The 25692-nt window shown below is 58.7% G+C and carries 24 protein-coding genes; 17 read left to right on the top strand and 7 right to left on the bottom strand.

Annotation, left to right across the window (positions count from 1 at the left end; genetic code table 11):
- Positions 1–23: 23 nt before the first annotated feature.
- On the bottom strand, positions 24–620 hold the full coding sequence (locus ACU4F7_RS02085; RefSeq protein WP_481637934.1) for an NAD(P)H-dependent oxidoreductase: 597 nt from the start codon (positions 618–620) through the stop codon (positions 24–26).
- 111 nt (positions 621–731) lie between these two features.
- On the opposite strand from ACU4F7_RS02085, the gene ACU4F7_RS02080 reads away from it, so the two are divergent.
- The 6 genes from ACU4F7_RS02080 to yghU all read left to right on the top strand — a co-directional run bounded on the left by ACU4F7_RS02080 (position 732) and on the right by yghU (position 6884).
- Entirely contained in the window at positions 732–1325 is a 594-nt protein-coding gene (locus ACU4F7_RS02080; protein ID WP_481637933.1) for a TetR/AcrR family transcriptional regulator, read from the top strand.
- Positions 1326–1660: 335 nt separating this feature from the next.
- Entirely contained in the window at positions 1661–2344 is a 684-nt protein-coding gene (locus tag ACU4F7_RS02075) for a metal ABC transporter ATP-binding protein (RefSeq protein ID WP_349951514.1), read from the top strand.
- Between the two features lies 1 nt (position 2345).
- The gene (locus tag ACU4F7_RS02070; RefSeq protein WP_481637932.1) at positions 2346–3212 is read left to right on the top strand and encodes a metal ABC transporter permease; all 867 of its coding nucleotides are present in this window, start codon (positions 2346–2348) and stop codon (positions 3210–3212) included.
- A gap of 8 nt (positions 3213–3220) precedes the next feature.
- Positions 3221–4096 (top strand): metal ABC transporter substrate-binding protein, encoded by an 876-nt coding sequence (locus ACU4F7_RS02065; RefSeq protein ID WP_029593111.1) that lies wholly within the window; start codon positions 3221–3223, stop codon positions 4094–4096.
- Between the two features lie 238 nt (positions 4097–4334).
- Positions 4335–5906 (top strand): methyl-accepting chemotaxis protein, encoded by a 1572-nt coding sequence (locus ACU4F7_RS02060; protein WP_235470232.1) that lies wholly within the window; start codon positions 4335–4337, stop codon positions 5904–5906.
- A 132-nt stretch (positions 5907–6038) separates the two neighbouring features.
- Complete coding sequence (yghU, locus tag ACU4F7_RS02055) at positions 6039–6884, top strand: glutathione-dependent disulfide-bond oxidoreductase (protein ID WP_029593113.1); 846 nt, start codon at positions 6039–6041, stop codon at positions 6882–6884.
- Positions 6885–6961: 77 nt separating this feature from the next.
- Here yghU and kduI read toward each other — a convergent pair whose 3' ends face one another.
- On the bottom strand, positions 6962–7798 hold the full coding sequence (gene kduI / locus ACU4F7_RS02050) for a 5-dehydro-4-deoxy-D-glucuronate isomerase (RefSeq protein WP_481637931.1): 837 nt from the start codon (positions 7796–7798) through the stop codon (positions 6962–6964).
- Between the two features lie 408 nt (positions 7799–8206).
- On the opposite strand from kduI, the gene kdgT reads away from it, so the two are divergent.
- Positions 8207–9199 carry a 2-keto-3-deoxygluconate transporter gene (gene kdgT, locus ACU4F7_RS02045; RefSeq protein WP_024557259.1) on the top strand — a complete coding sequence of 331 codons (993 nt, stop codon included), beginning with the start codon at positions 8207–8209 and terminating at the stop codon, positions 9197–9199.
- A 144-nt stretch (positions 9200–9343) separates the two neighbouring features.
- Here kdgT and ACU4F7_RS02040 read toward each other — a convergent pair whose 3' ends face one another.
- Positions 9344–10063, bottom strand: a complete 720-nt coding sequence (locus tag ACU4F7_RS02040) for an SDR family oxidoreductase (RefSeq protein ID WP_200922780.1) — start codon at positions 10061–10063, stop codon at positions 9344–9346.
- A 105-nt stretch (positions 10064–10168) separates the two neighbouring features.
- Between ACU4F7_RS02040 and ACU4F7_RS02035 the strand changes: the two genes are divergently transcribed.
- Complete coding sequence (locus ACU4F7_RS02035; protein WP_481637930.1) at positions 10169–11080, top strand: LysR family transcriptional regulator; 912 nt, start codon at positions 10169–10171, stop codon at positions 11078–11080.
- 7 nt (positions 11081–11087) lie between these two features.
- Here the strand turns inward: ACU4F7_RS02035 and ACU4F7_RS02030 are convergent, their stop codons facing one another.
- Entirely contained in the window at positions 11088–11954 is an 867-nt protein-coding gene (locus ACU4F7_RS02030) for a diguanylate cyclase regulator RdcB family protein (RefSeq protein ID WP_481637929.1), read from the bottom strand.
- 2 nt (positions 11955–11956) lie between these two features.
- Positions 11957–14320, bottom strand: coding sequence for a clamp-binding protein CrfC (crfC, locus tag ACU4F7_RS02025; RefSeq protein ID WP_029593118.1), 2364 nt, complete (start codon positions 14318–14320; stop codon positions 11957–11959).
- A gap of 637 nt (positions 14321–14957) precedes the next feature.
- On the opposite strand from crfC, the gene ACU4F7_RS02020 reads away from it, so the two are divergent.
- From ACU4F7_RS02020 to ACU4F7_RS01985, 8 genes are all read left to right on the top strand, one after another.
- The gene (locus ACU4F7_RS02020) at positions 14958–15293 is read left to right on the top strand and encodes a zinc ribbon domain-containing protein YjdM (RefSeq protein ID WP_024557264.1); all 336 of its coding nucleotides are present in this window, start codon (positions 14958–14960) and stop codon (positions 15291–15293) included.
- A 549-nt stretch (positions 15294–15842) separates the two neighbouring features.
- On the top strand, positions 15843–17387 hold the full coding sequence (locus tag ACU4F7_RS02015) for a methyl-accepting chemotaxis protein (RefSeq protein WP_481637928.1): 1545 nt from the start codon (positions 15843–15845) through the stop codon (positions 17385–17387).
- 178 nt (positions 17388–17565) lie between these two features.
- Positions 17566–18291 (top strand): phosphonate metabolism transcriptional regulator PhnF, encoded by a 726-nt coding sequence (gene phnF, locus ACU4F7_RS02010; protein ID WP_029593120.1) that lies wholly within the window; start codon positions 17566–17568, stop codon positions 18289–18291.
- A 93-nt stretch (positions 18292–18384) separates the two neighbouring features.
- A complete protein-coding gene (gene phnH, locus ACU4F7_RS02005) occupies positions 18385–18969 on the top strand; it encodes a phosphonate C-P lyase system protein PhnH (protein WP_481637927.1) in 585 nt (194 codons plus the stop codon).
- Between the two features lie 111 nt (positions 18970–19080).
- Entirely contained in the window at positions 19081–19515 is a 435-nt protein-coding gene (gene phnO / locus ACU4F7_RS02000; protein WP_029593123.1) for an aminoalkylphosphonate N-acetyltransferase, read from the top strand.
- Positions 19516–19524: 9 nt separating this feature from the next.
- The gene (gene phnP, locus ACU4F7_RS01995) at positions 19525–20283 is read left to right on the top strand and encodes a phosphonate metabolism protein PhnP (protein WP_481637926.1); all 759 of its coding nucleotides are present in this window, start codon (positions 19525–19527) and stop codon (positions 20281–20283) included.
- A gap of 105 nt (positions 20284–20388) precedes the next feature.
- Positions 20389–20643 carry a hypothetical protein gene (locus tag ACU4F7_RS01990; RefSeq protein ID WP_229701884.1) on the top strand — a complete coding sequence of 85 codons (255 nt, stop codon included), beginning with the start codon at positions 20389–20391 and terminating at the stop codon, positions 20641–20643.
- Positions 20615–20956: a low molecular weight protein tyrosine phosphatase family protein gene (locus ACU4F7_RS01985; RefSeq protein WP_024557271.1), complete on the top strand. Its 342-nt coding sequence runs from the start codon at positions 20615–20617 to the stop codon at positions 20954–20956. Before ACU4F7_RS01990 ends, ACU4F7_RS01985 begins: the two co-directional genes overlap by 29 nt.
- 1 nt (position 20957) lies before the next feature.
- On the opposite strand, the gene yjdP is transcribed toward ACU4F7_RS01985, so the two are convergent.
- Together yjdP and ACU4F7_RS01975 are read right to left on the bottom strand one after the other, a co-directional pair.
- Complete coding sequence (gene yjdP / locus ACU4F7_RS01980) at positions 20958–21317, bottom strand: DDRRRQL repeat protein YjdP (protein ID WP_481637925.1); 360 nt, start codon at positions 21315–21317, stop codon at positions 20958–20960.
- A gap of 78 nt (positions 21318–21395) precedes the next feature.
- The gene (locus ACU4F7_RS01975; RefSeq protein ID WP_481637924.1) at positions 21396–23942 is read right to left on the bottom strand and encodes an ATP-binding protein; all 2547 of its coding nucleotides are present in this window, start codon (positions 23940–23942) and stop codon (positions 21396–21398) included.
- Between the two features lie 183 nt (positions 23943–24125).
- On the opposite strand from ACU4F7_RS01975, the gene ACU4F7_RS01970 reads away from it, so the two are divergent.
- Positions 24126–25649: a sugar ABC transporter ATP-binding protein gene (locus ACU4F7_RS01970; protein ID WP_481637923.1), complete on the top strand. Its 1524-nt coding sequence runs from the start codon at positions 24126–24128 to the stop codon at positions 25647–25649.
- Positions 25650–25692 lie beyond the last annotated feature (43 nt).

Raw genomic sequence — 25692 nt, 5'->3', positions numbered from 1 at the left:
TGGCTCACCCCTGCGGGGCTTTTTTAGCGTCCCGTCGTAAAAATCCGCCGCCCAATTCCCTGCGCCACGTCAAGGCACGCTTCAGGCGTTTCCAAATCCGGCAGCAGCAGGATTTCCGATGTCATCACCGGCGCGCCGCAGTAATCGAAAATGCCATGATCGATTTGCGCCTTCATCGCCGCGTTGTAGCCATGCTTTTCATAGGTGCGTCTTCCCGCCCCGCCGAGGCCTACCAGATGTATGGGCAGGCGCGTCAGTTTTTTCACGACCTTGTCATCGCCGTTATCCTCATACGCCCAGCCGTTGCCAAAGACGCGGTCAATCCAGCCTTTCAGCATGCCCGGCATCGTCCACCAGTAAACCGGAAAAACCAGAACCAGCGCATCGGCGTTATCAATGCGCCGTTGCTCGGCTATCACATCAGCCGGAAAAGCGCGGGCTTGCTGAAAAGCCTCATAATCCGCAGCCGAAAAAACCGGGTTAAACCCTTCCTGGGTAAGGTCGGCTATTTCAACGCTGTTTTCGCGGCTGGCGGCGGTAATGCCCTGCGCAACGGCAGTCGCAACGCGGTGGGTCAGGGAATTTTTAACGGGATGAGAAACAACGATCAGTGCATGCATAGCGATACTCCTGTTGTCATTAAGCGGGGTCAGACGTAACCTTGATATACGGCCAGCAACCTACCAATGGTAACTTACCTTTGGTATATTAGCATGTCAACGGAGGAAATCATGCCGGAACCCCATACTCGCCTGCGTTTATCGCGGGAAGCGCGTAACGCGCAACTGCTCGACATGGCCTGGCGGATTATTCGAGAAGAAGGCACAGAAGCCCTGACGCTTGGGCATCTGGCCGAGCGGTCCGGGGTAACAAAACCGGTGGTGTACGATCATTTCACCAGCCGATCGGGCCTGCTGGCGGCGCTTTATCGTGAGTATGACGAGCGTCAGACGGCGAAAATGAACGAAGCCCTGCGCAACGCGGAGCCGAAGCTGGAAACGCTGGCTGCGGTCATTGCGGACGCGTATGTCGCCTGCGTGCTGCACCAGGGCCGCGACATGCCAAACGTGATGGCGGCGCTCAACGGCACGCCGGAACTGGAAAAACTCAGGCAGGATTACGCCGTCGCCTTTACGCGCCAGTGCGGTGAGGTTTTCGCTCCCTTCTGCACCCGCGCCCCGCTTACCGACGCCCCGCTCTGGGCGATGTTCGGCGCCGCCGAATCGCTCTCCTGGGCCGCTGCAAAAGCGATGATTACAGAACAACAGGCCAAAGACGAACTGCTTAACGTCATTGTCGCCATGGTGCGCCGCCAGCAGGATTAAGCCAGGTGGTTACCCTCCTGCCCGTTTCCGCGCTGATTAATAAACGTTAGCGCGGCGCCCTCTTTCTTATGGCCTGGCATCCGCCCGGGCTTTTCTGCTGTTGCCCCTCTTTTTCTTTGCTATCGCCTAAACAATGCGTCGCCGCCTGTTCACAGCCGCCGCATTGAGTGTTATGTTATAATATAACATTAACTAACCCTGCGCTTTATGACACATTTTCCCTATTCGCTTCTCCGCCATACGCTGCTGACACGCTCAGGCCTGACGCGCGCTTATGGCGTCGCGTTGCTGCTTGTCCTGCTGTGGGGCGCCATCCGCTGGGCCACATTGCTGCCATGATAACGCTTAATAACCTTGTTACCGGCTACGCGGGAAAAAGGCTGACCTGTCCGCTCAACGGCGCTTTCCGTCCCGGCAGCCCGACGGCCATTGTCGGTGTAAACGGCTGCGGCAAATCGACGTTGCTCAAAACACTGGCCGGTTTCCTGCCGCCCCTTAGCGGCTCTGTTAGCTGGCCTGGCGACAAGAAAATCATCGGCTGGCTGCCGCAGCAGAACGAACTGGATCATGACTTCCCGCTGACGGTCAGCGACGTGGTAGCGATGGGCGCCTGGCCCGCCGCCGCTTTAACGCAAGGCCTGCGCGGCGAAACGCTTTCCCGCATCGACGCCGCGCTGGAGCAGGTTGGGCTGACCGCGCTGCGCCGCCATACGCTCAACCGCCTCTCGGGGGGCCAGTTTCAGCGCATGCTCTTTGCCCGCCTGCTGGTTCAGGACGCGCCGATCATGCTGATGGATGAACCCTTCACCGGTATCGACAGCCAGACAAGCGACGCCCTACTGGAAGTGATGGCCACGCTTAATGCTCGCGGCAAAACGCTGCTGGTCGTGCTGCATAACCAGCAGATGGTTCATCGCCATTTTCCCGAAACGCTCTGGCTGCATCAGGGGCATTACCGCTGGGGCCAGACCGCGTCGGTGTTGCCGCCGCCCTCCGCTTGCCCGTTGCCGCAGGACTAACATGACGCACGCTTTTTTCGACGCCTTCATCGCCTTCGGCTTTATGCGCCGCTCGCTGGTCGCCTGCCTCGCGCTTTCGCTCAGCATTACGCCGCTCGGCGTGTTTCTGCTGCTGCGCAGAATGAGCCTGGTTGGCGACGCCCTCTCCCATGCGGTGCTGCCCGGCGTGGCGGTGGGCTATCTGCTCTGCGGCATGTCGCTGCCGGCGATGGGCGCGGGCGGGTTTATCGTCGGCCTGCTGGTGGCGCTGCTTTCGGGTTGGGTGAGTACAACCACCTCTTTGCCGGAAGACGCCAGCTTTGCCGGTTTCTACCTCGGTTCGCTGGCGCTCGGCGTTACGCTGGTTTCGCTACGCGGCAGCGGCGTGGATTTGCTCCACCTGCTGTTTGGTTCGCTGCTGGCGGTGGATAACAGCTCGCTTATGTTTATCGGCGTTATCGCCAGCGCCACGCTGCTCATTCTGGGCTGGGGCTACCGGGCGCTGGTGACAGAAGCTTTCGACGCCCCGTTTTTGCAGGTTCGCTCACGCCGTCTCCCGCGCCTTATCCATGCGCTGTTCCTTGGGCTGCTGGTGATGAACCTGGTGGCGGGCTTTCAGATCCTTGGCACCTTAATGACGGTGGGGTTGATGATGCTGCCCGCTATCGCCGCCCGCTGCTGGGCGAACCGTCTGCCCTGGATGCTGGCGCTGGCGGTGATTATCGGCATGGTCAGCGCGCTGCTGGGGCTTATCTGGTCCTGGTATCAGTCGCTGCCCGCCGGGCCCGCCATCGTGCTCACCGCCACCCTCTTCTTCTTCGTTTCGGTGCTGTTCGGCACGGAAAAGGGGATTTTTCCGCTCGTAAAACGCGTTAACTCAACAAGGTAAGGGAAAAGATGAAACTGAAAATCACTGCGCTCGCGCTGCTGCTCGCCGCAAGTCCAGGCGTGCTGGCAAACCAAGTCAACGCCGTCGCCAGCTTCTCGGTGCTGGGCGATATCGTTTCCAGGGTTGGTGGCGAACATGTGCGCGTTACCACGCTGGTGGGGCCGGACGGCGACCCGCATACCTACGAACCCACGCCCAAAGACAGCCAGGCGCTGAGCCAGGCGGACATTGTCTTTACCAGCGGCCTGGGGCTGGAGGGCTGGATGGCGCGGCTGGTAAACGCCTCCGGTACGAAAAACGCCCCGGTGATCGCCTCGCAAGGCGTCGCCACGCGCAAGATGAACGAAGACGGCGAAACCATCACCGACCCGCACGCCTGGAACAGCGCGAAAAACGGCGCTATTTATGCCCGCAACGTGATGAATGCGTTAATCAAAGCGGACCCGGCAGATAAAGCGTATTTTCAGCAGCGCGGCGAAGCGTATATTCAGCAGCTGGAAAAACTGGATAGCTGGGCGAAAGCGACATTTGCCGCGATTGCGCCAGAAAAACGCAAAGTATTGACCAGCCACGACGCCTTCGGTTATTTCGGCGCGGAATATGGCGTGACGTTTCTCGCGCCGGTCGGCTTTTCAACCGAGGCGCAAGCCAGCGCCAGCGACGTGGCGACGCTTATCGATCAGCTGAAAAAAGAAAATATTCATACTTACTTTATTGAAAACCAGACCGACCCGCGGCTGGTACAGCAAATCGCCAGCGCCAGCGGCGCGAAATCGGGCGGCGAGCTTTACCCGGAGGCGCTCAGCAAGCCATCCGGCCCGGCGCCGGACTACGTTTCGGCTTTCAGACATAACGTGGAAACGATGGCCGCCAGCATGAAATAACGGTCGTGTTCCCGGCCGCAACGCGCCGGTCGGGAACGCCGTTTAGAAAAAAAGAACGTCAAAAACGAAACAATGTTTCCAAAAAAAGAAATAATAATAAAAAAAATGATCAGGATTAATAAAGCGCGTTAAAGCCTGATAAAGCGCCATCGTGCTTATGCCGTTAATGACTGCATCGACTACACACATGCTATGGCGCTAAAAAATGAAAAAAATTACCTTTACCCAAAAAATAATAATGAGTTTCGCCACCCTTGTTCTTTTTGTCCTGGTGATGGGGATCGTCTCGCTGTTTTATTTAAACCAAAGCAACAGGCAGGCGCAGTCATTGCTGATGCAGAGCGTGCCGGCGGTAAAATACACGCTGGAGATGCGCGGCGTCCTCTCTGAACTGCGCCTGCAACAGGTGCAAATGATAGCCTCCGCAACCCGTCAGGAGCGGGATAAACACCGGGTCGAACTCAACCAGGCGATAGCGAATTTTCTGCACGCGCAAAACAGTTACCTGGCGCTGGCGGAAAATAAAAAAGCGGAGCCGCTGGTTAAACGCGTCGTTGATAATTTCCAGGCGTTCGCCGCTTCAAATAATGCGGTGCTGGAGGCGTTGCAGCAGGAAGATATCACCCGCGCGAGCCAGATTAGCGGTGACAATTCCCGGCAGTATCGCACGCAGTTAATGGCGGATTTATTATCGCTTGAGAACCGCGAAATCGCCGTAGCCGACGCCGATACCCGCCAGACCGAAAATACCTTCACCACCGCCCGCACCGTACAGCTCTCGCTGGTAGCCCTCGCGCTGCTGGTTTCCATGCTGATAGCCTGGAAGCTCACCACCAATCTGGTGCGTCAGTTAGGCGGCGAACCCGCCCGCGCGCAGGCCGTCGCCGCTATCATCGCGGCGGGCGATTTAAGCCACCCTATCGAGAACAATGGCCGCGCCAACATTATGAGTTCGCTGGCGATGATGCAGGAAGAGCTGCGCAAGCTTATCTCCGCGATTCGCCACTCCGCCGAAACGGTGCTTAACCACTCGGCGGAAATCGCCTCGGGCAACCGCGAGCTTTCCGCCCGCACCGAGCAGCAATCCGCCGCGCTGATCGAAACGGCCGCCAGTATGGAAGAGATAACTTCCACGGTGCGCAATAACGCCGAAAACACCCGCCAGGCGAAAGCGATGGCGGGCGACGCCGCCACCCGCGCGCGCCAGGGCGGCGACGTGATGAATCAGGTTTCCGGCACCATGCGCGATATCGCCGGCAGCGCCGATCAAATGACGGAAATTATTACGCTTATCGAAGGCATCGCCTTCCAGACCAATATCCTGGCGCTGAACGCGGCGGTAGAGGCGGCCCGGGCGGGCGAACACGGCAAGGGTTTTGCGGTCGTGGCGGGCGAAGTGCGAAGCCTGGCGCACCGCAGTTCAGAGGCGGCAAGAAACATCAAACAGCTTATCGACCGCACCACCGATAAAATGGGCGAAGGATCGCGGCTGGTGACGCAGGCCGGGCAGTCGATGTCGGAAATCATCACCACCATTACGCATGTTCGCGATCTGATGGACGAGGTGACCAACGCCACACAGGAGCAGCAGCGCGGCATTGAGCAGATAAACCAGGCCATCGCCGAACTGGATCGGGTGACCCAGAGCAACGCGTCAATGGTGGAGGAGCTCGCCACTTCCGCCGACGCCATGACGGAACAGGTCACCGAACTCACGGGCAGCACCCGCGTATTTACGCTCGCGCCGCGGGCTGCGAGTGAAAACAGCGCAGCAGCGCCAGCCTCCGCCCTGCGGCAGGTCATCGCCTGATGATGTTGAACAAAGCCCCGCCCGGGGCTTTGTCATTTTTTAACGCCACGAGTTGCTAACACTTTTCTTTACGCCCTGCTGCTACACTCCAGAAACGCAAAACTCCCACCCATCACTTAAGGCGGATCTACTATGTCGGAAAATGATTATCAGCCCCCGAAAGTCTGGACCTGGAACTCGCAGGATGGCGGCTCCTGGTCGAAAATCAACCGTCCTATCGCTGGCCCCACCCATGAACAAGATCTGCCGGTGGGCAAACACCCGCTCCAGCTCTACTCTCTTGGCACGCCCAACGGCCAGAAGGTGACGATTATGCTGGAAGAGTTGCTGGCGCTTGGCGAAAGCGGCGCGGAGTATGACGCGCACCTGATTCGCATCGGCGAAGGCGACCAGTTCTCCAGCGGTTTTGTGGCGGTCAACCCCAACTCAAAAATCCCGGCGCTGCTGGACTACTCCACCGGCACGCCGATCCGCGTTTTTGAGTCGGGCCACATTCTGCTTTATCTGGCGGAGAAGTTCGGTCAGCTGTTGCCGAAAACCCTGGCCGGACGCACCGAAGCGCTGAACTGGCTCTTCTGGCTGCAAGGCTCCGCCCCTTACCTCGGCGGCGGCTTTGGCCATTTCTATCATTACGCCCCGGTGAAAATTGAGTACGCCATCAACCGTTTCACCATGGAAGCCAAGCGTCAGCTCGACGTGCTGGACCGCCAGCTGGCGGAGCACGAGTTCATCGCAGGCGATGAGTACAGCATTGCCGATATCGCCATCTGGCCGTGGTATGGCAACCTTATCCTTGCCGGCCTGTATGACTCGAGCGAGTTCCTGCAAGCGGACTCTTATCACAACGTGATGCGCTGGGCGAAGGCGATAGCAGAGCGCCCGGCGGTGCAGCGCGGCAGCATTGTTAACCGCACCTGGGGCGATAAGCAGCTCCACGAGCGCCATAGCGCTTCCGATTTTGACGAACTCGGTCTTTAAGCGATAAAAAAAGCCCCCGAAAAACGGGGGCTTTTTTATTCCGGCGGCTTAAGGGCTGGCTTAAACCAGACAGCAAGTTAACGCAGATCTTTAATCGCGACGTGGTCCATATCGTCAAAGACCTGGTTTTCTCCCACCATGCCCCAGATAAAGGTATAAGCGCGGGTGCCGACGCCGGAGTGAATCGACCAGCTCGGCGAAATCACCGCTTGTTCATTTTGCACCACGATATGCCGCGTCTCCTGCGGCTGCCCCATCATGTGGAACACGCAGCTGTTCTCTTCCAGCCCAAAGTAGAAATAGACCTCCATGCGGCGCTCGTGGGTATGGCACGGCATGGTATTCCACAGGTTGCCCGGCGCCAGTTCAGTCAGGCCCATGCTGAGCTGGCAGGTTTCCAGCACGTCCGGAATGAAATATTTATTGATGGTGCGGCGGTTGCTGGTGACATCGTCGCCAAGCGTAACCGGCGAAACGTCGGCTGGCGTCACGCGTTTGGTCGGGAAAGTAGTATGCGCAGGGGCGCAGTTATAGTAGAAGCGCGCAGGCGTCGCGGCGTCCACGCTCTCAAACACCACCTCTTTCGCCCCTTTGCCCACATAAAGCCCGTCGCGCGGGTTCATTTCATAACGCGTGCCGTCAACGGTGATGATGCCCGCGCCGCCGATGTTAATAACGCCCAGCTCGCGGCGCTCCAGGAAATAGCTGACGCCCAACTGTTTACCCACTTCGCCGCCTACGCTTACGGTGCGGCTTACCGGCATAACGCCGCCCACGATGATGCGGTCGATGTGGCTGTAGGTCATGGTGTAGTCGTCAGCGATAAAAATTTTTTCAATCAAAAATTCTTTGCGTAACCCGGCCGTATCCAGGGTTTTTGCGTGATCGCTATGAATGCTCTGGCGAACGTCCATTCTGGCTCCTCAATCTGTTTTTTCCGGGCCTTAAGAAATAACCCAGGTGATTATTAACACTCAATGTTCAAAACAATAAATAACAAGGTTTTTACATTAATTTTCACTGTCATTCATGGTAACAAACCGCGCCATCAATAATGTGACCAAGATAACTAAAACAGTGTTTCATTACTATTGAATCAATATTCCATACAGAGGATAGTAGCACCAGTTAGTTAATGAACAGGATAACCCAGCGACAAAAACGCGTTTTCTGATTGCCACACGTTACGCCCGCCGCTGCGTCAACGCAGTGAAGGGCCTGCCAGAAAATACAGATAAGACGATGAAAAACAAAAACTTTCATCGCGGGGTCGCTTTACCCTTTTTTAGCTCCGGTGCAGAACAGACTGCTGAGGTATTTTTATGAAAATTAAGGCCACAATGGAACGCATCCCGGGCGGGATGATGCTTATCCCGCTGCTGCTTGGCGCGGTTTTAAATACTTTCGCTCCAGAAACAGGGGCTTATTTCGGTTCGTTTACAAAAGGGATGATTACCGGCACGGTGCCCATTCTCGCCGTCTGGTTTTTCTGTATCGGCGCGTCAATTGATTTACGCGCCACCGGTACGGTATTACGTAAATCGGGCACGCTAGTAATAACAAAAATCGCCGTGGCGTGGGTGGTGGCGATGATTGCCTCCATGTTTATTCCCGATACCGGCATTCAGACCGGTTTCCTGGCGGGGCTCTCCGTGCTGGCTATCGTTTCCGCGATGGATATGACCAACGGCGGTCTCTACGCCAGCCTGATGAACCAGTACGGCACCAAAGAGGAATCTGGCGCCTTCGTGCTGATGTCGCTGGAATCCGGTCCGCTGATGACCATGGTTATTCTGGGTTCCGCCGGTCTGGCCTCGTTTGAACCGCACCACTTTGTCGGCGCGGTGCTGCCGTTCCTGATTGGCTTTACGCTTGGCAACCTTGACCACGATCTGCGCGCCTTCTTCAGCAAAGCCACGCCAGTGTTGATCCCGTTCTTTGGTTTCGCGCTCGGCAACACCATCAACCTGGGCGTCATTATGGATACTGGCCTGCTCGGCGTGCTGCTTGGCGTAGCGGTCATTATTATCACCGGCATCCCGTTGATTATCGCCGATAAAGTGATTGGCGGCGGCAACGGCACGGCGGGCGTGGCGGCCTCATCGGCCGCGGGCGCGGCGGTGGCTAACCCGGTTATCATCGCGCAGATTAACCCGGCGTTTGAGCCCGTGGCCGCTTCCGCCACCGCGCTGGTCGCGGCAAGCGTAATCGTCACCGCCATCCTTGTGCCTATCATTACGGCGCTGTACGCAAGGCACGTCGCGAAGAGCGTGCCGCAGGCGAAGCCGGTCAGCGAGCAGTCGCTGCAAAGGTAATACGAAGCCCCGCGAAAGCGGGGTTTCTTTTTTGGTTAAGAGTGAGCGTGCAAAAGAGAGGGAAATAGAGGACAGCGGTGGGCTATGTGCGCCAGAAGCCGCCCTCGCTTAGCGTGAACAGGCGACGGGGTCCGCCGCCACGCCTTAGTTAATTAACGCCCCGCCCTCAATATCCACCACCGTGCCGGTAACAAACGGGTTGTCGATAACAAACAGATACCCCTGCGCCATATCTTCCGGCCGACCGAACCGCCCCGCCGGCAATGTTGCGGCGGCACGCGCCAGCATTTGCTCCCGCGCTTCAGGCGTCATGGCGGCGTAAGCTTCGGTGTCGGTCAGCCCCGGGCTTACCGCGTTTACGCGCAGCGGAGCCAGCTCCCGCGCCAGCACTTTTACCGTCGCCTCCAGCGCGGCGTTAATGGCGGTTTTTACAAACGTTCCGGGTACGGCCCGGCGCGCCAGAAAACCGGTGGTCAGCGTCAGGGAGCCGCCGGGGCGGATAAGCCCGGCGAGATGATGCGCCACGGCGATGCTGCCCCAAAATTTGGTGTCGAAGGCCTGCTTCGCCGCGCTGATGTCAACCTGCGAAAGCGCGCCGCCAGGCGCCTGCGAGCCGGCCGTCACGATAATATGATCCACCGCCCCGAGCGTTTGCGCGAGCTGCGCGACCTGCGCTTCGCTTGCAACATCCAGCGTGACGGTCTGCGTTTTCGCCGCGCCATGCAGCCGCGCTTTCGCCGCCGCCAGTTTCTCCTCGTTTCGTCCGGCCAGCACAAGGCTGCCTTCCCGCTCGCTTAGCGCCTGGGCTACCGCGAAGCCGATGCCTGTCGCGCCGCCAATAATCAGGGTTCTTGTGCTGCTCATCGTGATCTCCTCATTGTCTCTGTCTGCGATAAAGCGACTTTACTTCTCCGGCTCATCTTTGATAATTGCAGCAAAACAACAGGCTCTATTCAGGAAAACGGAATAATGGGCAAGCTTGAGGATATGGCGCTGCTGGTGGAGGTGGTGGAAGCGGGCGGACTGGCGGCGGCGGGCAGGCGGCTTAATCTCTCCCCTGCCACCATGACCGCACGGCTGAAAGCGCTGGAGGAGCGTTACCAGACGCGCTTTTTCAACCGTTCCACGCGCGCTATCGCCCTTACCCGTGCGGGCGAGGAGTTTTATCACGCCGCTTTGCGCGTGCTGGAAGAGGTCAGCCTGGCGGAGGCGAAGCTGTCGCAAAAAGAGGGAGAGCTTAGCGGCACGTTGCGCATCGCATCGCCTTCCGACTTTGGCCGCCAGTTTCTTTCCCCGGCGCTGCTGGCGTTTTCACAGTTGCACCCGCAGGTAAAAAGCGTGCTGCTGCTCGCCGAAGAGGTCGTGGACCTGATAGCGCACCGCCTCGACATGAGCATCCGCTTCGGCAACCTGCCGGACAGCCGCCTCGCTATGCGCCCTGTCGGCCCGAATCACCGCGTGCTGGTCGCCTCTCCCGGTTATCTGGCGAAATACGGATCGCCCGCGACGCCGGAAGCGCTGGCGGAACACCGCTGTCTTGCGATGGAGCGGCATGGCGAAATCCTTAACGAATGGCGTTTTGAGCAGCAGGGAAAAATACAGACCGTTCGCGTCGCGCCGCATATGGTTTGCAGCGACGGCGCGCTTTTGCGCCAGTGGGCACTGGCGGACGCCGGCATCGCCGGCAAATCCTGGTGGGACGTAAAACGCGACGTAGAAGAAGGCAGGCTGAATGTGCTTTTCGCCGGGGCGTTTATCGGGTTTAACGCCCGCGACGAAAAGCAGGTGGGATTGCAGATTGTCTATCCTCAGCGCCGTTTTCAACCCGCCCAGGTAAGCGCCTTCAGCGACTTTTTCATTCAGTGGCTTAACGACGCCTGAGCCGCGCCTACGCCATAAAAACCTCATCCACCATCGCTCTGGCGAGCCGCGTGGCGGAGCAGAGGCGCGGCATGCCGAGCGCCACGCTCTGCCAGGTCTGGGTGACGGACCAGGCGACAGGCTGGCGTTCGCTGTCGCTCCAGTCGCCAAGCCAGCTCAGCGTATCTTTGTAATCCATCAGCCCTGGCGCAGGCGGCGTGGTGAGCCAGTGGTGATAAAAATGGCGGGTGCCCGCGGACGCGTTCACCGAGTCCGCCAGTTGCTCGCTGGCAAGCTGGCGCAACCGCGCCAGCAGCGTTTCGCTTTCATCCGCCGTTCCCAGCCGCACGGCCTCGCCAAAGACGCCCCAGCGCAGCTCTTCCAGCGCGACATAGCAACGGCCCGCGGGCGACCAGGCGTTGTAGCGCCCGCCGCGCCAGCGCTCAAGCACCTGTTCGCAGTGCTGATGCGCCTCCGTTGTTAAATCGCGTTTCTGCCGCTGCGTTTCCAGACGCGTCATGCGCTGCTGAAACTGCGTACTCAGCGTTTCCAGCTGGGCGCGCAGCCCGGCGTCATTGCTGGCCTGCGCCTGAAGTTTGCTAAGTCGGTCCGCAACCAGGCTTATCGCCAGATGGCCGGGCGATAAAAGCCCGGCCAGTTGATCGAGCCATTGCAGCAGCCGGACGTCGTTGTGCATCAACGAACCTGACGCCGCCCACTGACGCAACGGCGCTTTATGCATGAGCTCCTCGGTCAAACGTTCACGAATCGTCTGCTGGTGCGGCGCCAGCCGGCTCGGGCGCGTCTGATGAATGCCCTTCGCTAAATCCACCATCAGTTTGATGCCGAGGCAGCTAACGTGCCGCCCCGGGCCTTCCATTAACAGGCTGCTCATGGTTACTGCTCCGCCAGGAAAAGCGTTTGAATGTCGTCGCGCAACAGTCTTGCATCCTCATGAATAAAATGAGCGGCCGTCGCGCAGTGCGTAAGCTGCTGGCGCAACTGGGCCAGCGACGCCTCGCTTTGCTGACGGGCCATCAGACTCTGGCGCAGGCTGGCGTCAATGGAGGTTAACCCCTGCTGAAACTCCGCGAAAAAGGTCGCCAGCCCCGCCGTTACCGAGATATCAATCTGCGCATTCATCGCTTTGCGGATTTGCGTGCAGAAGTGGCTGACGTACTGGCTCAGCCGTTCCTGCAGCTTGCGTAAATCAATCACATAGCGGGCGCTGGTCATGGTGTACTCTTCCCATCGCCACTCATTGCTGCTAAGCCATCGCGCCATCGTGCTGCGCATGCCTCCCTGACGACGCGCCTGAGAGACCGGCGCGCGCGCTTCTTCTATTACGTCGGTGAAAAGCTGATGCGCGTTGAAGTTAAGCTGGCTCGACTCAAAGACCGGCAGCGAGATATGCGTGCGAAATCCCGCCTGGCTGAGCCCATTCGCCACGCGCGCTTCAATCGGCGCTATCGCGTCGCGCAAAATACGCCCGAGCGCATTCTCAAGGTGGCGAAAATGCAGCGCCAGCTCACGCGTCAGGTTCTCCTGAACGGAGAGCAGGATAACTTCGCACGAGGCGCGAAGCCTGTGCATCATCAGGCGCGCGTCGCCCTCTTCCTCCAGCACAATCTGCTGGCAGCCTGGCTCAAAATCGCTGCGGCGAGGCACCGCCTTGCTCATGGTGCTGCTCAGCTCGATAGGCGGCACCTTGCCGGTCTGAAAATAGGTATGAATGGCTTGCTGGATCTGCTTTTCATGGCCTGCGATGCACTCCGCCCCGGTTTGCAGCGCAAGCTTTACCTCGTGCTGCACCTCCTCTTTTACGCTCTCCTGGCACCGCTCAAGCCGGTCGATATCGTCTTCCAACTGGGTGATATTCTCCAGCAACCGCTCGCTTTTAATCTCCAGCCCCTGGCAGCGAAAGGCCAGATACTCCTCAGCGCTTTGCGCATAGTTCAATAACTTATGCGAGGCGGAACGCAGGGCATAAAGCGAGGCGTTAGCGTGGGCGGCGTGCAACAGCGCTTTGATGGGCTGTTCGAACAACGAATCTTCCCACAGCAGGTTCGCCGCGTGATGAACATGATCCACATCGCTCAGGTCCGCCGTGCGCCAGCGGCGTCCCAGAGCCGCTTCGGCGAAATCCTGCACCCAGCGCTGCTCGGTATGGTCGGGTAACGATCCGCGTAACGCCAGCTCATGCCGGGCGCGGTTCGCCAGATAGCCCCACATCGACGACACCGGGAAAACGTGGCTGGGATCGATAGCGCCTTTCATCAGCGTGCCGGCAATCAGCGCGCGCACCTGCGCTTCATCGTCGCTGTTGCGATCTTTCTGGTCGAATTTATTAACCAGCGCGAACAGCGGCACCGATTTGCTGACGGAGGCGAGCGCCTGACGCACCTCTTCATCGGAAATCGACTTTAGCTGGGTGTAATCCATTACCGCCAGCACCGCGGAGGCGCGGGAAATCTGCTCCTGCAACATGCGTTGCAGATGAGGCTGCCCGGCCTCGTTGGGTCCCGGCGTGTCCAGCAGCGTCAGTTGCCCGTGGCCTTTTTCAAGCCCGGCGAGATGCATGAACTCCACTTCGATAACCGGAATATGCTCAATGGCCGCATAAGCGCTGAACGGGAAAGGCACCTCCAGCACGCCTGAAAGCCGCACCAGGTCGTTGAGGCTTTTCAGACAGTGGAAAATAGGCTGCGCGCCGAGGTAGTGCTTTTCAAAGGTGGTGCCGCTGATAATACGCTGCAGCAGGCTTTCCATATCGTTATCCACTTCCAGCTGCCCGGCCAGCAAGTCGCGGGGGTAATGAGCGAGCCGCTCTTGCAGCGCCTGCATTAAGGTCTCGATGGGCCGCACGTGGGAGAAATGCAACACCGGCTCTTTCTGTCCTGGCGTGTGGCGAATAAGTGTTGGCAACGCAGTCATCGGTCGATTGCGATTAGGCAACACTTCTGTGCCGACAATGGCGTTAATGGTGGTGGATTTCCCCGCTTTCATGGTGCCGACAATCGCCAGCACCATTTCCTGATGGGTAATTTTACGCAGCTCGTTTTGCAATGTTTCCTGCTGCGCCTCTACGCCCCGCGCGCTGAAGTGCAGCGGATGAACGGTGGCGCTTCGTCCGGCGTCCGCCGTCGTGTGGTCTTCCTGCATGCCGGAAGGCATCTGCTTTAAGGCGTTGAGATTATGCAACGCGAATTGAAGCAGCCGCTCCGCCTCCTGGCTTAATTCAAAAAATGTCTGTGTGTGCATGAAAAATCTTTCCTTAACACAAATTGGCTAATCTTTTGTGTCTTCTCTTTTTAATAATCTGAGACCGCTTTTTATAATTACGTGAGGAAAATATCTTGCGAATCACAACGACACCAGGTGCAACCCAGTTAATAAAATGCCATACCATTGCTATGGTAAAATAAACTTTAAGCTATATAAGCAATGCGGGAATGTTTTTCCCGTCGTTACAACGCCCTCCGCATTGCCGCGCAATACAGAATAGCGTGTTTTAAGTGATTAAAAGGATATATCGCCCACGCTTTACCAGACGGTTTTAAAACGCTAAAGCCAGTCTGCCGTATAAAGGCTAATAAATTCCGTTCAGATAAGCCTCCTCAGAATAACACTGCGCGCTAATAAATCACGATATATGTTCTTGAGCAGAGAAGAAAACGCTACGCCGACCTTCTTTATCTGCGAGACATTCCTATCATGAACCAGGCATTTGACAGGGTGTGTCACGCACTGTCCGTTATTCGCGTTTTTAACGCAGAATAAACCCAAAAAAGGCAGGGAATTACGGTATAATTGCCGCCCTTTGCGCCCTGGCGCCTGTTACTTTTCTCTGGCGATGCCGCTTTTACCGCCAGTTTTATTCTTTTTTTGAGGACACGTTATGTCACTACCCCACTGCCCTGAATGCCAGTCTGAGTACACTTACGAAGATAACGGCCTGTACGTTTGCCCGGAATGCGGCCATGAGTGGCAACCCGGCGAAGCCGCGGCTGAAAGCGACGCGCTTATCGTCAAGGATGCGAACGGCAACCTGCTTGCCGACGGCGACAGCGTTACCGTAATCAAAGATCTCAAGGTAAAAGGCAGCTCTTCGATGCTGAAAATTGGCACAAAGGTGAAAAACATTCGCCTGGTGGAAGGCGACCATAATATTGATTGCAAAATCGAAGGCTTTGGCCCAATGAAGCTTAAATCTGAGTTTGTGAAAAAAAGCTGACGCCCCGCCCTGCCTTGCGCAGGGCGCTTTTTCGACCTTCCGCTGCGCCTGTACGCCCTCTTCCCCGCTCGCTTTAGCCCGCTGGTACAACAACCTGACGTAAGGGGCTGAACTGACTATAAATCCTCCTCTGCCTCAGCGTTTTCTGTTTATTTTCCGCCAATAGCTGGTCTATTTCTGTAGAAACTCATTCACATAAAAAAAGAGGATCCTGACGGTATCGGGTTAATTTTGCGATCATAATCACGCGTCTTTCAGGTAATTTATTTCTTCTTTATGCTTTATAAAAACATTATTAAAGCTATGCTAACTTCTTATTCACGCCCCAAAAAATGCCCGCAACACAGTTTCGGATAAAATCTTTTATAATCAACATATTAAATTATTGCTTAAATTTTAATTAGCGTCACTTAAATTGAAATGGCATTTTATTTACTGAGACGTCCGCGTGCAAAACAAATTTTCCCGCCAGGCTAAAGCGCTGTAATTTTCCGCCGAGAATAAAAGTAACGATCAGAATTGATGGATTAAGCTCCAACGGATGAAATTATGCGCAAGCAACCCTTCGTTACCGATATAGAATATATTCTCGACGACCACGCGACATTAATGTCGACCACCGATACCCAAAGTTATATCACTTATACTAATGACAGCTTTGTTGAGGCGAGCGGGTTCGACAGCGACGAACTTATCGGACAGCCGCACAATGTGGTACGCCATCCTGATATGCCCGCACAGGTTTTCGCCGATATGTGGGAAACGCTGAAAAGAGGCGAACCCTGGACGGGGCTTGTGAAGAACCGTCGCAAAAACGGCGATTTCTACTGGGTGCGGGCTAACGCTATTCCGATCGTACGCGATAACCAGACGCAGGGCTTTATGTCGATTCGCACCAAAGCCAGCCGTGAAGAGATTGAGGAAGCGCAGCGAATTTACCGGGCGATGAATGCCGGTCAGTTAAAGGGCTGGCGCTTTCATCGCGGCCTGCTTGTGCGCCGCGGTCCTGCCGCCCTGCTTGCGCCGTTGAGAACGCTGTCGCTGCGCTGGCGGCTTCGCGCGCCGCTGCTGATGCTGCTGGCGGCGAGCGCGCTGGCGCTCTGGTGGGCGAACTTGCCGCTTCACCTGACGGGCCTGCTGCTTGGCGGCCAGACGCTGGCGACGCTGTTGCTGGGGGTGTGGCTGGAAGCGCAAATCATCCGTCCAATGGAGAAAGTGTGCCGGCAGGCGTTGCGCGTCGCCACGGGCGCCAGCCATAGCGTGGAGCATATGCAGCGCGCCGATGAAACCGGCGTGATGCTGCGCGCTATCAGCCAACTGGGGTTGATGTTCCGCTGGCTGATTAACGACGTCTCAAGCCAGGTTCACTGCGTGCGTAACGGCAGCGACCGGCTGGCGCAGGGCAATGAGGAACTCAATGAACGCACCCGGCAGACCGCGGTTAACGTTCAGCAGACGCTCGCGACCATGAACCAGATGTCGGTCACCGTGCAGAGCAATACCGCAACCGCGCAGGAAGCAAACGCCTTCTCCCGCAACGCCCGTATGGCGGCGCAAAATGGCGGCGAGGCGATGCACACGCTTATCGCCACCATGGACCAGATAGCCGCCAGCACGGCGGAAATCAACAGTATTACCACGCTTATCGACAGCATTGCCTTCCAGACCAATATTCTCGCGCTTAACGCCGCCGTTGAAGCCGCCCGCGCAGGCGAACAGGGTAAAGGGTTCGCGGTGGTGGCGGGCGAAGTGCGAAGCCTCGCCAGCCGCAGCGCCACCGCCGCCAGCAATATCCGCCAGTTAATAGAGGCCAGCGCCGGTAAGGTGCAGTCCGGCGCGGTGCATGTTCAGGAGGCGGGCCAGACCATGCGCGAAATCGTCGATCAGGTGAAAAACGTCAGCGGCCTGATTGCGCAGATAAGCGATGCCACCGCCCATCAGGCGCAGGGGTTGAATGAGCTTACCCGCGCCGTGGATGAGCTGGATGACATCACCCAGCAGAACGCCACGCTGGTTGAGCAAGGGGCGCACGCCTCGGCGACCGTGAAGCGCCAGGCGACGCGGCTTGCCGACGCGGTGGCGGTGTTCCGCTAACCCTTTCAGCGGGTCGCTCTGCGGCCCTTTTTGCTGGCGAGCGTTATTCTTCACTGCGCTGCAACCTGAGTTTCACGTAATCGTCATCTTCTGCGGTCAGCCTACGTTTATGGCTGAGCCAGACATTTTCGCTGGCGGCCCCGGTCTTTTCCTGCACGACCATGAGGCACCGTTTACCATGCACTTATCCAGACATCCGACCAGCTTTCCCACGCGCTACCAGGAGATTGCCGCCCGGCTTGAGCAGGAGCTGCGCCATTACCGTTGCGGCGACTATCTGCCCGCGGAAAACCAGCTTGCCGCCCACTATCAGGTAAACCGCCACACCTTACGCCGCGCTATTGATGAGCTGGTCGATCGCGGCTGGGTGCAGCGCCGCCAGGGCGTCGGCGTGCTGGTGCTGATGCGCCCGTTCGATTACCCGCTCAACGCCCGCACCCGCTTTAGCCAGAATTTGCTTGAGCAAGGCAGCCATCCCACCAGCGAGCGGCTGCTGGCGGTGCTACGTCCCGCTTCCGCCATCGTCGCCGAAGCGCTTGGCGTTGCAGAAGGCGAAAACGTTATTCATCTGCGCACCCTGCGCCGGGTGAACGGCGTGGCTACCTGTGTAATCGACCACTATTTCGCCGAACTGCGCTGGTGGCCGGCGCTACAGCAGTTCGCCAGCGGCTCGCTGCATGATTTTCTTCAGGAACGCCTTGGCGTGGCGCTGCGTCGCACCCGAACGCGCATCAGCGCCCGTCCGGCTCAGGCGAAAGAGAGCCGCTGGCTCGAAATCCCCAATCTGTCGCCTATCCTCTGCGTGCGCACGCTCAACCACCGCGCGGGCGACGCGCAGGCGGCGGAGTATTCCGTCAGCCTTAACCGCGCCGACATGATTGAATTCACGATGGAACATGAATGAGCCAGGCCCCGCTGTTTTCTTTCTGTGTGCCTTTTGTCGCCCGGCCAACGCCGCCGGGCTTTTTTTCGTTGCGCCGATGCGCGGAGAAACTGCATGACGCTAACCACTGATCCCTCTTCTGCCCTTCATGATGCACAACATAGCTTTCGCCGCCTGCTAAAAGCGATGAGCGAGCCGGGCGTTATTGTTTCGCTTTCACAGGTAAGTCTCGGCTGGCAGCCGCTTGGCATCGCCACCAGCAGCCTTTTACTGACGCTTACCGATGACGCCACGCCAGTCTGGCTCGCCGCGTCTTTCGCTAACGACAGGGTGCGCCAGAATCTGCGTCTTCATACTGGCGCCCCGCTGTGCGATGCGCCTGAGCAAGCCCAGTTCGCCGTGGCGGACGAGACCCTGCACGCCGAGGCGCTGATGGCGCTTTCACAGCACAACGCCAGCGCCTGCAGGACCGGCATTACGCTCATTATGCAGGTGGCGAGCCTGAGCGGCGGGCGCATGCTGCGCCTGACCGGCGCGGGCATCGCCGAAGAGCGCATGGTGGCCCCGCAACTGCCGCAAAGCGTTATCCATATGCTTGATGAATTTCCCCATGCCCTTTCGCTCGGTCTGGATCTTATCCTCACCTGCGGCGACCGCCTGCTGGCCATCCCTCGCGCTGCGCATGTGGAAGCCTGCTAATACTGGTAGCCTTTAATAAGCATTCTGGCGCAGGTGCAACGGACGGCGCTCTGCTACAGTCAGTCGACGCTTTGCTAACCCGTCCGAGAACCCGTTCCCAGGAGCCCCGCTATGCCAGTCTGTGAACTTCGCCGCGCGACAACGGAAGACAGCGACGCCGTTTACGCCCTGATTTGCGAATTAAAGCAGCATGTTTTTGATCGCCATGCGTTTACCGTCGGCTTTACGGCCAATCTGAGCGACCCGAACCTGCGCTATCAGCTGGCGCAGCGCGACGGCGAGGTGGTGGGCATGATTGGTCTGCATTTGCAGTTTCATCTGCACCATGTGAACTGGATTGGCGAAATTCAGGAGCTGGTGGTCATGCCGCAGGCGCGCGGCCTCGGCGTGGGCAGCCAGTTGCTCGCCTGGGCGGAAGCCCAGGCCCGGGAAGCGGGCGCGGAGATGACGGAGCTTTCCACCAACGTAACGCGTGTGGACGCGCACCGTTTTTATCAGCGCGAAGGTTACACGCAGAGCCATTTTCGCTTCACCAAACCGCTGTAAGGAGGCGCTATGAGCCTGACGATAACCCTGACCGGCACGGGCGGCGCGCAGCTGGTGCCCGTCTGGGGCTGCCGCTGCGCCGCCTGCGAGCGGGCGCGCGCCGAGCCTCAGCATCGCCGTCAACCCTGTAGCGCGGTGGTGAAGTTTAATGAGGCGGTTACGCTGCTCGATGCGGGCATGACGGATATCATGGCGCGCTGGCAACCGGGCGGCTTTCGCCAGTTTCTGCTGACCCATTACCATATGGATCACGTGCAGGGGTTATTCACGTTGCGCTGGGGCGTGGGAGAGAAAATCCCGGTCTACGGCCCGCCCGATGAGGCAGGCTGCGACGATATTTTCAAACACCCCGGAGTGCTGGATTTCAGTCACACCGTCGAGCCGTTTGTGGTTTTTGATTTACAGGGGCTACAGGTGACGCCGGTGCCGCTGATTCATTCTAAACTGACGTTCGGCTACCTGCTGGAGAGCGCCCACAGCCGCGTGGCCTGGCTTTCCGACACCGCCGGGCTGCCGGAAAAATCGCTGAAGTTTTTACAGGCCAGTCGCCCCGACGTGATGGTTATCGACTGCAGCTATGAGCCGCGCCCGCAGACGCCGGCTAACCATTGCGATCTCAATACGGTGATTGCGCTTAACGAGCAGATCCGCTGCCCGCGCGTGGTGTTGACTCACATCAGCCACCAGTTCGACGTCTGGATGATGCGCAACCCGCTGCCTGCGGGCTTCGAAGCGGGCTTTGATGGTATGGTGATAACGCTGGACTAACAAAAAAAGGGGGGTGATTTCTCATCACGCTGCGTTAAAATGGCCCCGCTTAGCCTCTCTGTATTATCGCGGCTGCTGAACCCGATAAATCTGACCAGAGAGAAAATGATGGAAAAATCCCGTACGCGGGCCTGGCGGCTTAGCCAAAAGCAGCGCAACCAGTCCCGTGATGTTCACACCGCCCTGCAGCGCTTTCGCGGCGAAAAGCAGTGGAAGATGCTTTATCTTCGTTCCTGCAAGCTTGCCCGCGCGGCGCAACTGGGAATGTCCTACCCGCGCATCACCAATAAGCAACTTGCGCGCGAAGGCCTGGAAGAGTACAGCCTCGTTAATGAATGTCCTGTTTATTTGCAGCCGTAATCAATGGCGAAGCCCCACGGCGGAACAGCTGTTCCGCCGTTATCCGGGCCTTTGCGCCCGCTCCGCCGGCACCAGCCGTCATGCCAGAAATGTCGTCACAGCAGAGCTTCTCAAATGGGCCGACGTCATTTGCGTGATGGAGCAAAAGCACAAACAGCGGCTTGTCGCCGACTGGCGTCGGCTCATTGAGCATAAGCCGCTGCATGTGCTCGATATTCCTGACGATTATCTGTTCATGTCCGCCGAACTTATCGACATTCTGAACGCAACGGTTCCCGCGGCGCTTGGGTTATCCCCTTCTCGCTCAGCGTAAATTAACGGTCATACTCCTCTTCAAGACGACGCTCCTCGCGCTCAAGCTGGCGGCGATCGTCATCCAGCTGGCGCTGGCGGTCATCCAGCTGGCGACGGCGGTCTTCAAGCTGACGGCGGCGATCCTCATACTGGCGGCGCGCTTCATCGCTGCGGCGGTAATCCTCTTCGTGCCGGCGGTCGTCGTCATCGCGGCGGCGATCGTCGTAGCGCTCATCGGCAGGCGTATAAGCGTCGTTAATCGCCTGCGAAATAGAATTCACCGTGTTATCAAGAATATTGTCGAGATTATCGGCCTGCGCCAGATGCAAAGGGCTTAGCGAAAGCGCGCAAAAAAACAGGGCGAGAAGAGAACGGTTCATAGCGTCGGTCTCAGCGGTTGACTGCCTGTGACTTTGCTAAAACCCCGCCGCGTTCTGAAGCGGAGGATTCTCAAATCGTTATCCCACCTCGCCCTCACGCAGCGCCCGCGCCAGCGCCTGGCGGGTGAAAGGCTTACGCAGCAGCGCGACGTCGGGCAGCCGGGGCGGGTTAGCCGGGCGCAAATCCTGGCCGCTTATCAGCAGGAGTTGCAGGTGAGGATAACGCTCGCGGGCGTAATGCATCACGTCCGCCCCGCTGAAGCGTCCCGGCAGCATCAGGTCGCTGATAAACAAATGGATATCGGGCACGCTGTCGAGCATCTGCTTCGCCTCCTCGCCGTTTCCCGCCTCCAGCGTCAGCCAGCCGAGCTGGTGAAGTTGCTCGCACAGCGTCTGGCGAACGTCTGGCTCATCCTCCAGCACCAGCGCCAGCCGATCGTCGCCCCAGGCGCGCTGGGCGCTTTCGATGCGGTTATCCTCCACCGCCTGCGCGGGCGCGCGCGGCAGTTGCAAACGCACGGTGGTGCCCTGACCCGGCGCGCTCTCAATTTCCACCCGCCCGCCTGACTGGCGCACAAAACCGTAAACCATAGAAAGCCCCAACCCGCTGCCGCTGCCGGTGGGCTTGGTTGTGAAAAAGGGCTCGAAGACCTGCGCTTTTACCTCCGCCGACATGCCGCAGCCGCTGTCGATGACCTCCAGCGCCACCATATCCTGCCGCCGCCCGTCGCCGCGCGTGACGCGCTGGTTCCAGGTACGCAGCTTAATGACGCCTTCCCGCCCTTCCATCGCGTCGCGGGCGTTCATCACCAGATTGATGAGCGCGTTTTCCAGCTGGTTTACATCTATCCAGGCGGGCCACGCCGGCTGCTGCGCTTCTATCTCAAGCGTTATCGAAGCGGGCAGCGAGTGGCGAATCAGCTCCTGAACGTTTTCCAGCAGCGTTTTCATCGCCACCGAGCGGGGGTTTAACGATTGTTTGCGCGAAAAAGCCAGCAGCCGCGCCGTGAGCTGCGCCCCGCGCTCCGCCGCTTTTAAGGCGCGGTTGATGCGCGGCGCATCCGGCGTGCCCGGCGCAATGAGCTCAAGGCTGCCGATAATCACCGCCAGCAGGTTATTGAAATCGTGCGCCAGCCCGCCGGTCAGCTGGCCTACCGCTTTCATTTTCTGGCTGTGCGCCAGCGCCTCTTCAAGCCCTTTACGCTCGGTGCGATCCAGCACCACGTTAACCATGCCGCGCCCCGGCACCGGGCTGAAACGCAGTTCGATAATGCGGCCGTCCGCCAGCCGGAACTCCTGCGGCTTTGGGCGCGGACGCAAGAGATCGTCCGGCTGTAAAGGCTGCTGCGGCGCAACCTGGCGCAGCAGCGTCTGATAATGCATGCCGCGCTGCAAATTCTCCGCCGCCAGCCCCAGCAGCACCGGGTATTGCGGGTTCCAGACCACCAGCACGCCCTGGTTATCAAACAGCGCAAAGCCGTCGCGCATGGCATGGAAGGTCGTCTCAAGCTGGGTGCTCTTCTCCTTAAGCAACCTTGAGGCGTGTTCCAGCGAAGCGGTATTGCGGGCGAAGACGTTAAACGCCCGCGCCAGTTCGCCCAGCTCGTCGCGCCGCTGCTGGGCGGGCACCGTGACGTCATGCTCGCCGCGCGCCAGCCGCGCCATCGCGCCCGAAATCGCCGCCAGGCTGGTGCCCAGATTGCGGTAGATATACCAACCCGCAAAGCCGGTTATCACCAGCGCCAGCAGGGCGAAGGCGGTAATAAAGAGAATGATGGAGCGCAGCTCGCGGTGGCTTTGCGCCGTACGCGCCTGCGACTCCTGTGCCACTCGCTGTACGTACTGGTTGATGTCGGCGTTAAGAAAGGCGACCAGCGCCTTGATGTGGTACATGTGCCAGCTTATCGCCAGATCGCTCTCTTCCAGCGCCTGCGAAAGCGGCGCCAGGCGGCGCAGTTCGCGGTTAAAGTCCAGCAGGATAGCATTCTGCAGCGGGTCGTCGGCGCGAGCCGGCAGCGCCGCCATGACGTCAGTTAACTGCGTAATGGTGGCTTTTGGCGAAGGGGTGCGTATCGCCGCCTCAATCAGCCGGTCCATTTCATTAAGCTGCGCGGCGCCGGGCGCGTTCAGAGACTGAAGGTGGCGCAGGTAGCTCTGGTTCTGGTAGAGCGAGCTTAGCAGCGCATTGCGTTCCAGATGGCGGCGCTGGCCGCGTTGCAGCATGCCGGTGACGCTGCTTTGCAGTTCAAGGCTGCGGCGAATAATGCTGGCGACAAGCCTCGGCTCAAGCTGCGCCAGCGGCGCGTCGGCCAGCTGACGCAGCGACTGCTCCAGCGCCTGCTGGGTCGCCTTCAGGCGCGCCGCCTCGCTCTGGTACTCCAGCGCCCCCACCACCGTTGAGAGGCGCACCGCCGCCGTCGCCACGTTCGCCGTATCGCGCGCAAGCGCCAGGCTGCCGCCCATGTCGCTTAAGGTCTGCTGCTGCACCTGTTCCTGAAGCTGGCTGGCGTGACGAAAGCCGAACACCGCCACGCCGCTCACCATCAGCGTTACCGCCACCACCAGCAGGTTGAAGAAAAGCAGCCGCCCGCGGGCGCTGGAGAAAAAACGGCTGCTCGTGCTCATGGTCTGCTCCGCTCAGTAAATTCTCCTCACTATCGGCGAGCCGCGTAAAAGTGAAACGCTGTCGTCGCGGTAATGTGATCGCGGTTAACTATTCAACATTATGACAATTATGAACGGCGGCTGACATGTTCTGTTTACCGGCGAGTGGTGGAGTGGCGTAACGATTTTCCGCAGGAGTGCGCCATGAGCCAAACCCCTATTCTTGAAATGCGCGACATTGCCAAAGCGTTCGGCAAATTTTACGCGCTGAAGGGCGTCAGCCTGACGGTATATCCCGGCGAAATCCACGCCCTGATGGGCGAAAACGGCGCCGGCAAAAGCACGCTGATGAAAATTCTCGCCGGGGCTTACACCGCCACCAGCGGCGAAATTTTTATCGACGGCAAGCCGCACCCGATCCGCGGGCCGAAAGATGCGCTGGCGGCGGGCATCACGCTGATTTACCAGGAGATGCAGCTCGCCCCTAACCTTACGGTGGCGGAAAACATTTTCCTTGGCAGCGAGCTTTCTCGCGGCGGGCTGGTGCAGCGAAAAGAGATGGTGCAGCAGGCGCAGACCGTGATTAACCGCCTCGGCGCCCACTTTAAAGCCAGCGACCTGGTCATGAAGCTCACTATCGCCGAACAGCAGCAGGTGGAAATCGCCCGCGCGCTGCACCGCAACAGCCGGGTGCTGGTGATGGACGAACCCACCGCCGCCCTCTCCTCGCGGGAAACCCAGCGTCTGTTCGAGCTGATTATGCGGCTGCGGGATGAGGGAATGGCGATTATCTATATCAGCCACCGCATGGCGGAAGTTTATGAGCTTTCCGACCGGGTGAGCGTGCTGCGCGACGGGCAGTATGTCGGCAGCCTGACGCGCGACAAGCTCAACGCTCAAGAGCTGGTGCGCATGATGGTGGGCCGCCCGCTAAGCGATCTCTTTAACAAAGAGCGGGATATCCCCCAGGGCAATCCTCGCCTGGCCGTGCATCACCTGACCGATGACAAAAAGGTGCAACCCTCAAGCCTGGTGGTGCGCTCAGGCGAAATCGTCGGCCTCGCCGGGCTGGTGGGCGCGGGCCGCTCAGAGCTGGCGCAATTGATTTTCGGCGTGCGTAAGGCGACAGGCGGAAGCATTGAAATCGACGGCCAGCCGGTGACTGTCCATACGCCGCGCGAAGCCATCGGCCACGGCATCGGTTTTCTGACAGAAAACCGCAAGGAACAGGGGCTGTTTCTGGAGATGGCGGCGGCGGAGAACATTACCATGGCGACGCTTGAGCGCGACGCCAGCTACGGCCTGCTGGACCGAAAAAAAGCGCAGACCATTTCCGATGAGGCCATCGCCTCGCTGAATATTCGCGTGCCGCATGCCCAGGTGCGCGCAGGCGGGCTTTCAGGCGGCAATCAGCAAAAGCTGCTTATCTCGCGCTGGGTGGCTATCGGCCCGCGCATTCTGATCCTGGACGAACCCACGCGCGGCGTGGATGTCGGCGCCAAAAGCGAGATCTACCGGATCATGAACCAGATGGCGCGCCGCGGCGTGGCGATCCTGATGATCTCCAGCGAACTGCCGGAAGTGGTCGGCATGAGCGATCGCGTTTATGTCATGCGCGAAGGCCACATCGCCGGCGAGCTGACGGGCGACGACATCACGCAGGAAAAGATAATGACGCTGGCGACCGGCGTTACCGAAGCCCATCAACAGGCGGTGCAACATGACTAAACTCTCCCCCACGCAAAAGGACGCCTCTGTGAATTCCACCACC

The organism is Franconibacter pulveris, from assembly GCF_056780215.1.
The sequence above is the reverse complement of the archived record's forward strand: the minus strand, read 5'-3'. Positions and strand labels throughout refer to the sequence as shown.